Origin of the sequence: Pseudobacter sp. (genome assembly GCF_051955275.1) — a bacterium.
Taxonomy (GTDB): Bacteria; Bacteroidota; Bacteroidia; order Chitinophagales; family Chitinophagaceae; genus Pseudobacter.
The window spans coordinates 1-8,910 of sequence record NZ_JBQCGW010000155.1 but is presented as its reverse complement, the minus strand read 5'-3'; the positions used below and the strand labels follow the sequence as shown (position 1 = coordinate 8,910).

Annotated in this window: 5 protein-coding genes; 3 read left to right on the top strand and 2 right to left on the bottom strand. The window is 45.8% G+C overall.

The annotated features are described in order from the left end of the window. Positions 1–1,141: S41 family peptidase (locus tag ACTHMC_RS13150; RefSeq protein ID WP_440413625.1), on the top strand; the 1,141-nt coding region annotated here is incomplete at its 5' end. Positions 1,142–1,290: 149 nt separating this feature from the next. Here the strand turns inward: ACTHMC_RS13150 and ACTHMC_RS13145 are convergent. Both ACTHMC_RS13145 and ACTHMC_RS13140 read right to left on the bottom strand, forming a co-directional pair. Then, positions 1,291–2,088, bottom strand: a complete 798-nt coding sequence (locus ACTHMC_RS13145) for an amidohydrolase (protein ID WP_440413624.1) — start codon at positions 2,086–2,088, stop codon at positions 1,291–1,293. 16 nt (positions 2,089–2,104) lie between these two features. Next, the gene (locus tag ACTHMC_RS13140) at positions 2,105–4,714 is read right to left on the bottom strand and encodes an MGH1-like glycoside hydrolase domain-containing protein (RefSeq protein WP_440413622.1); all 2,610 of its coding nucleotides are present in this window, start codon (positions 4,712–4,714) and stop codon (positions 2,105–2,107) included. 608 nt (positions 4,715–5,322) lie between these two features. On the opposite strand from ACTHMC_RS13140, the gene ACTHMC_RS13135 reads away from it, so the two are divergent. After that, complete coding sequence (locus tag ACTHMC_RS13135; protein WP_440413621.1) at positions 5,323–8,397, top strand: ligand-binding sensor domain-containing protein; 3,075 nt, start codon at positions 5,323–5,325, stop codon at positions 8,395–8,397. Between the two features lie 53 nt (positions 8,398–8,450). Next, positions 8,451–8,910, top strand: a 460-nt coding sequence (locus tag ACTHMC_RS13130; protein ID WP_440413619.1) for a response regulator, incomplete at its 3' end; no start/stop codon positions are given.

Here is an 8,910-nt window from a genome sequence, read left to right as displayed (position 1 = left end):
GGTTGTAGGCACACTCAACCGGAAAGACAGTATCCTGAGAAGAGGCACCATTATTACCGCCATCGATGGCCGGCCCGTTTCCCAACTCATCGACACTTTTACCAATTTCCTGCAAAGCGATGGCAATATCATCAGCGGTAAATACCAGATGATGAGCAACCGCAATTCCTTTGGCAACCTCTATCGTACCGTATATGGTATGCCGGAAAAAGTGCAGGTGGATTATATCGATAGCAATGGTCTGCCACAGTCCGCACTGATAGCGGCTTTTCAGCCACCGCCTGCTGTGAAGGACAAACCAAAAACAGATACCTCCATCAGGAAGCAGCCTCCGGCGCCGGGTAGCCCAACACCCAAACCTCCGAAGGAAGTGCCCAAAGAAATAGCGCTGAACGCCAGCAGAAGTGTACAGATAGATACAGCCCTGAAATCCGCCTATATGACAGTGAACACTTTTTCAAGCGGGCACAGACTGCGTGGATTTTTCCGTCGCAGTTTCCGTGAAATGAAAAAACGGGGTATCAAATACCTGGTGGTGGATGTAAGGAACAATGGCGGCGGCGATGCAGGAAATTCCACCCTGCTCACTAAATACATTACAAAGAAAAAATTCAAACTGGCTGATAGTTTATACACCAACAAGCGTAGTAGTCATTATGGTAAACATATTGACCTGCAGCCTCTGTACTGGTTATGGACATTGTTTGTAACTCATAAGGCCAGTGATGGAAAATACCATTTCGGGTATTTCGAGCGGCATTATTACAAACCAAAGAAGCGTAACCATTTTGATGGCCAGGTGTATATCATCACTGGTGGAAATTCATTTTCTGCTACAACACTTTTTGCAAAGGCTGTTCAGGGCCAGGAGAACGTGACAGTTGTTGGAGAAGAATCCGGCGGCGGCGCTTACGGAAATACCGCCTGGATGATTCCCGATGTTACATTGCCGAATACACATATCAGGTTCAGGCTGCCAAGGTTCAAACTGATCATGGATACTGCATTGGTGAAAGAAGGAAGAGGCATCAGGCCGGATATTGAAGTTGGGGTCAATTCCAATATTATCAGGCGTGGCGTGGATCCGAAGCTGGGGGTAGTGATCAGGATAATCAGAGATAGCGTTCGTGTATCCAAATAGATTTTTTTCTTTTTGCCGCAATGCCCGGCAATTTATAACATCAAGGATTTTATAAATTCTTACGCAGTGCCCGGTAGCCCGCGTCCCCGCGAGTTTCTTCTATTTTTTCGCCACTGGCGAATGTTTTTTCTTCTCCTTCTTTTGCTGTGTCAGGTCAGCAGGTTGAATTCATCGCCATCCTGGAGGAATGGAAGTTTTGTTCTGATCTCGTTGAGCGTATCCTGTTTAAGAATAACTGTAATTACTCCTTCATCGTGTACTTTGGTTTCTATGATGGCGCCCATAGGATCCACTACCATGCTATCTCCGCTGTGGTAGATATTATTTCCGTCGTTCCCTACTCTGTTCACGCCGGCTACGAAGCACTGATTCTCGATGGCTCGCGCCTGCAGTAAAGTTTTCCAGGCATGGTTGCGGCGTTCGGGCCAGTTTGCCACATAGATCAGCAGGTCATATTCGGGAGCACCATCTTCTGTATCCGGGCTCTGGCGGGCCCAGACGGGAAAACGCAGATCATAACAGACCATCAGATTCACTTTCCATCCGTTCACGGCAGCAATCAGTCTTTTGTTGCCGGGAGCATAATGTTTATGCTCATCGGCAAAGGCGAAGAGGTGACGTTTATCGTAGAAGCCGGTCTGTCCGTTCGGCAATACCCATACCAGGCGGTTGTGATAATTGCCTTCCTCTTCAATGATAAGGCTGCCGGCCAGGATCACTTTACGGGATGCCGAGATCTTCTTCATCCACTCAACCGTTGGCCCATGCATGGTTTCAGCGAGTTGTTCAGGCTTCATGCTGAAGCCGGTGCTGAACATTTCAGGCAGCAATACAATATGTGTTCTTTCTTTGATGCCATGGATCTTTTCTTCGAACATGGAAAGATTGGCTTCTTTGTTCTCCCAATGAAGATCAGACTGGATCAGTGATATGATGAGATCGGACATACTGTAAAGTTAGCATTTATGATACTTCGCGGATCAGTGTAGCCACCAGCGCAGTCCATCCACTCTGATGTGATGCGCCCAGGCCAGCGCCGCTGTCTCCATGGAAATATTCATAGAATAATACCAGGTGTTCATTTTCCGGCTGCTTGTAGAACCAGTTATGATTTCCGTAAAGGGGTCGGTTGCCATCTGCGTTTTTCTCGAAGAGCCCAACCAGCCTGGCCGTAAGGGCGTCCGCAACCTGGTTGAGATTCATCATTTTTCCACTGCCGCTCGGATATTCCACCATCAGGTCATCTCCATAGAAATTTCCAAAACGTCGGATACTGCTGATGATGATATAATTGATAGGCATCCATACCGGTCCACGCCAGTTGGAGTTCCCTCCATAAAAGTCGGATGTGGAATCACCAGGGTCGTACTGAATATGGTATTCGATATTATCGATGAGGATCTTATACGGATTATCCTGGTGGTATTTGCTCAATGCGCGGATCCCGCCATCAGACAGGAACTGCGCCTCATCCAGCAAACGTTGTAACAACAAAACAACTTTTTCCCTGGGTACCAGTGACATGAGGATCTGGTCCCCTTCTTTCTTTTCTTCATTTGGCCAGAAGCGCCCGTTTTTAAGGCGGTAGTTCTCAAACCAGCTGATACGTTTTGAGAAATCGGATAATTTGTCCACTATCTTCTTTTCTATAATCGAGACTGCGAAAAGGGAAGTGAGGCCTACAATGGAGTGTACACGCAGATGCAATGGAGACGAGCCTGCGAGTGAAAGGGTATCATAATAGAACCCGTCTTCCGCATTCCACATTCCCTGGATATTCAGTGCTTCGGCAATTAGAACGAAATGTTCGAAGAAGCGGGTGGCCGTATCTTCAAAGGATTCGTCCTTCATGGCAATTTCCATGGCAATGTCCATCATATTGAGGGCATACATACCCATCCAGCTGGTTCCGTCGGCCTGTTCAAGCTGCATGGCGCCGGGGATCACACTGCTCCGGTTGAATACTCCGATATTGTCGAGGCCCAGGAAGCCGCCTTCGAACATATTATTTCCATTGGGATCCTTGCGGTTGATCCACCAGGTAAAATTGACGATCAGTTTCTGGAAAATCCTTTTCAGGAAATTGATATCTCCTTTTCCTGTATTTGCTTTCTCGATATGGTACACCTGAAGCGCAGCCCAGGCTTGCACCGGCGGATTTACATCACTGAAATTCCATTCGTATGCGGGTATCTGTCCATCCGGTTTCATGTACCATTCCCGCATGATCAGGGTGAGCTGATGTTTGGCGAATGTGGGATCGATCATAGCCATGGGTATACACTGGAAAGCCAGATCCCATGCGGCATACCAAGGATATTCCCATTTGTCGGGCATGGCGATGATGTCCTGATTTTTCAGATGCTTCCAGTCGTGGTTCCGGCCAGTAAGTTTTGCAGGATTCACGGGTGTGATACCATCCGAAGAAGTGAGCCACTTTTCCACATCAAAATGATAGAACTGTTTGTTCCAGAGCAAACCTGCCAGCGCCTGGCGCTGGATATTTCTCGTATGTGGATTGGTGTTAGCAGAGAGGATAGTATTGTAAAAATTGTCGGCCTCTTCTTTCCGGTACCGGAAGATATCGGTGAAACCCGGTCCGAACGGGCTTTCCAGCATTTTATGACTGAGGCGGCAATATATAATCCGCGATCCACCGCCTTCGATCTTGTATTTATAAACAGGTGCAAAGCGTGTTCCCGTTTTTTTGGATTGAAGGGCTTCCATGTTTTCACCTTTGATCACTGCATCGTTGAAAGCGTCCTTGGTGAAAATGCTGGTATTGGGCAGTGCGGCCACCTTCATCATATTGGTCTCATTTTCCGTCATCAGTCCCTCTGCAGGAGGCTGAAAATAAAAATAGTAAGACCCGAGCCTGGAATGGCTGGCTTTTACGGAATGTTTGTCGCGGCGCGTGATGGTCGGTTTTTTCTCCGTTGCATCCGACTGCCAGCGGTTGTAGAACCAGAGCAGTGGCAGAACCGTGATCTCGGCTGCTTCATGAAAGCGGTTGGTCACTTCTATCCTGATGCAGATATCTTTTGAATTCTCTTTAGCATAGGTGATATGCACATCCCAATACTGGTTATTATTGAAAACTCCGGTATCGAGGATCTCGTATTCCGGTTCAAGTTTACTGCGGCGCTTGTTTTCTTCGAGCAGTTGTTCGTAGGGGAATGCCTGTTGCGGGTATTTGTACAGGTACTCCATATAATAATGCGTAGGAATATTATCAAGATAATAATAAAGTTCCTTTACATCTTCGCCATGGTTACCCTGATAATTCCCAAGCCCGAAGAGCCTTTCTTTGAGGATCTTATCTTTTCCATTCCAGAGTGCTACAGAAAAGCAGAGGTTCTGGAAGAAATCGGAAATACCACCCAGTCCGTCTTCTCCCCAGAGATAGGCACGGCAATGGGAATGATCGAAAGGAAAATAATTCCAGGCGTCATTGTTGAGGCTATAGTCTTCCCGGACAGTACCCCACTGACGTTCGCTCAGGTAGGGTCCCCATTGTTCGAGTGGTATTTTTTTCGCGGCGTTTACTGATAATCGCTGGTGTTCGGCTGTCATAACAGAATTTCTTAATATAAACATTCGGCAGGCAATCGATAGCCAACACTTAGTGTACCATGAAATTAAGGCTTTACACCAAAGCAAAAAAGCCTTCCGTTGTTGCGGAAGGCCTTTTGCCCAAACTAAACTATTCCTATTACTACTATTTACATAATTCGACTATGTACAATTTTGAAGAAAAAATAGAGTGCCGGACACCCTCACCGGCACCCTAGTATCGCACAAATTCATTCCCACATAAAACCTCGCTTGCCTGTTATAGCTATTTCAAATAAGGTAATTCGCTTGTAAAGATTCCTGATTTCCTGTTGCTCGCCGTTCAATATGTCAATCATTAATCCGATGCAAAAATGCAAACTCCCGCAAAATCCTGCAATAGCATAATGATGTGAGATTTCAGATCAACAACCGTTAGCTTTTGAAGGGCGCCTATCATGATCAGACCGTTTTGCCTCACATATTTTCCACTTATCCCGTTAATTCTCCTTGATTACCACTAACTGGTATCACATATTTATGCGGTTTTGACGTCAAATCACGGGGAAAAGAACTTTCATTGATTATTTTTGATAAGACCGCCGTGCCCGGCGGTCAAACTGCCTATTTTGTTCCGAGTTACTCTTTATATCTGCGTTTTTCTGCTGTTTGCTGCCCCTTCACAGGCTCAGCACAGGAAGTATATTTTCAACAGGCTCAGTTTGAAGGATGGTCTTGCTTCGAACCAGGTGTATTGTTTGTACCAGGATAAAAAAGGATTCATGTGGTTTGGTACTGCGAATGGGCTTCAACGTTATGATGGAAGGAAAACCGTAATGTACCGTTCGGGTTCTGCTAATGACCGCTATGTTCCCTCCTCTCCCATTCATCAGATTTTCGAAGACAGCAGCAGGCTGATCTGGCTTCGCCTTGGCGAAGAAGCCGGGCTCTTTGATCCGCAAACATTCCGTTATAAAAAAGCAGTGATCAAACCGAAGGGAGAAGTACAGCCACGCGCAGAATATAAAATGTTCAAATCCAGTACCGGAACGGTTTTCATGAACATCACCAGAAATTCCCTTTTGGTGTATGATCCCAAGACCAATGTTTTTGCAGAAGATGATTCGCACATACGTTTGCCTGCTGGCTGGTTTGCCAATACTATTTTTGAAGATCCGAAAAACGGAGATCTCTGGCTCGGCTGTGATTCAGGCCTGGTGATATACCGGCCTTCCACCAGAGAAGTATTTTCAAGGCATAATAACCCAAACCACATTCCATTACTTGATGAACCTGAATTGCAAAAGCCCATCACTGCAATGTTCATCGATTCCAAAAGAAGGTGCTGGATCACCATCTGGCCATTAAGCGGTGAAAAAACATGGTGTTATGATCTTACCAGAAATCAACTCCTGCCTTATGGTTCAGGACTGAAAGACAGAAATGGTCTTTATGGCGAAGTATATCATTTCGCGGAGCAATCAAACGGCGTGATCTGGGGTTATGGTAATATGACGCTTCATGAATTTGATTCTGCCCAGAAGAAATTTCATTTTGTGAGAGATGATCATATCGATGATTTCGGCATCAAGTACGATAAAATTTTCAGTTTTTACCAGGATAAAGAAGGCAGCTTCTGGCTGGGTACCGATAATGGTGTATTTGTTTTCAGTCCTGAGCGCCAGTTTTTCAATACTACCAAATATGTATGGCATAATGGAAAAATAGAAGAAAAGGAACTGACCATAAACGGGATCATGGAATCAAAGGAAGGAACGATTTATGTTGCCAGCTGGGGTCTGGGCACACTTACCTGGGACAGCACCATGAATCCTATTCCCAACCGGATCATGAATGGCCTGCCCAAAAAAGAGATCGACCTGCCCCTTCAGTGGTGCCTGTATGACGATACTGCACATAATAAAATATGGGTGGGTTGTCAAACGGGCAGGCTTATCATCTATGATAAGGCAACTAAAAGATCTTCCTGGTATATTGTTCCAGGCATCGATTATAAAACCATCCGCCAGATAACCAGGGATAACAAGGGTAATATCTGGTTGGGCACACAATATGGTCATTTGCTGAAATGGTCGCCAGGCACTGGTTTCGGGCCAAACTTCCTGAAAGGGTTCCAGCTTATTCAGAATGTGGGCAGCATTATTTATAAGATAGTGCCGGATTCCTTTGATGGCATCTGGGTTTGTGTTCATAACAAGGGGCTGTACAAATTCAATACATCCAATGGCAGGCTGCTCAAACATTACAAGGCAGGCGGACAACCGGGAAAATCCCTTCAATCCAATTATGTACTGGATATTGTAAGATATACTGACAGTACATGGTATGTATCCACTGGTGTGCTGAACAAACTGAATGTGTATACAGACAGTATCCAGATCATCGGAACAGAGCATGGTCTTCCTTCCGCTTCCACCTCCAGCCTGGAACTTGACCGCGAAGGTTCATTGTGGATGGGACAAATGAACGGTCTTACCCGTTTTTATCCTAAAAGAAAATCTTTTACACTTTTTACACAGCGGGATGGTGTAATAAATGGAAATTTCTTTACCAATGCAAGTCTTGTGAAACGAAACGGGGACTTGCTTTTTGGTAATAATCATGAGCTGGTGCTCTTTAATCCGAAGAACCTTTTCGTACGTCCTTCACCGTTAGAAGTTAATATTACCGATTTTAAATTATTCAATACTTACCTGGCTCCGGATTCCATCATGAACCTGGATAAAGTGCGGCTGAGACATGATCAGAACAGTATCACCATTGAATTTGCCACGCTGAGTTACCTGCAGCGCGACAAAACCACTTATTTCTATATGCTGGAAGGCCTGGATCCCAACTGGATCAGAGCCGACCTTGGTTTGTACGCCAACTATTCGCTGCTGCCGCCGGGTTCTTATATTTTTAAGGTGATGTGCAGGAACTCTGATGGTGTTGATTCTCCCACTATCACTACACTTAAGATCCAGGTAGGGCCACCGTTCTGGCAAAGCTGGTGGTTCATCACCCTGATGGTATTACTTCTTGCGGGGCTTGGTTACCTGGTGCACCGTTTCCGTTTGAACCGGTTACTGGAAATGGAGAAAGTCAGAACCCGCATTGCCCGTGATCTGCACGATGATATGGGATCAACGCTCAGTACTATCAATATCCTGAGCGAAATGGCCAAAATGAAAGTGAACAAGGATTCCAGCAAAACGGCCGAATACCTGAATAAGATCAGCGACAACAGCAGCCGGATGATGGAAGCCATGGACGATATCGTATGGAGCATCAATCCCATGAACGATAGTATGCAGCGGATCACCGCACGTATGCGGGAGTTCGCTACCGGTGTACTCGAAGCACGCAATATTGAATTCAGCTTCCGGGTGGATGATCAGGTTGCTGAGCTGAAGCTCAATATGGAGGAGCGCCGCGACCTCTTCCTGGTTTTCAAGGAAGCCGTCAACAACCTGGCTAAATATTCCCAGTGCAAAAATGCATGGATAGAGTTACGTATCCGGCAGGACAAGCTGGTAATGAAGATTCAGGATGATGGTATGGGTTTTGATCCCGGTAAGGCTGATAGTGGAAATGGACTTAACAACATGAATAAGAGGGCACAATCACTCAAAGGCAAACTGTCGATAGAATCCACACCGGACCGGGGTTCTACCGTAATACTGGCTGTACCACTGACATGATCATGTGATTGATAAGCGCCTGTTACTTCCTTAATTTTGCATAAAACACCCTCATGATCAAAGTGGTTCTTTATGAAGATAATCCCCAGCTGCGAGAAGGTTTGACTATGTTGTTGAATGGATCTGAAGGTTTTGATGTGATCGGGGCCTTCAAAAACTGTGACAATGTAGTGCAGGAAGTAACAAGCCTGCAACCTGATGTGATACTGATGGATATCGATATGCCCGGTACCAATGGTATCCAGGGATTGAAACTGGTGCGTCAGCAGCATTCAGATGTAAAGATCCTGATGCTGACCGTATTTGACGATAACAAGAATGTGTTTGAAGCTGTAAAGAATGGCGCCAACGGCTATCTGCTCAAAAAGACCCCTCCTGCCAAACTGCTGGAATACATACAGGAAGCCCATACAGGCGGCGCTCCGATGAGCTCTTCCATTGCAACCCAGGTACTTCGTATGTTTTCTGAACTGCACAGTGAGGCCAGTAGCAATTACTATTTATCGGAAAGAG

Coding starts and splice junctions, on each gene's coding strand:
- ACTHMC_RS13145 (WP_440413624.1), bottom strand. CDS start 2,088: ATGTCCGATCTCATCATATCACTGATCCAGTCTGATCTTCATTGGGAG.
- ACTHMC_RS13140 (WP_440413622.1), bottom strand. CDS start 4,714: ATGACAGCCGAACACCAGCGATTATCAGTAAACGCCGCGAAAAAAATA.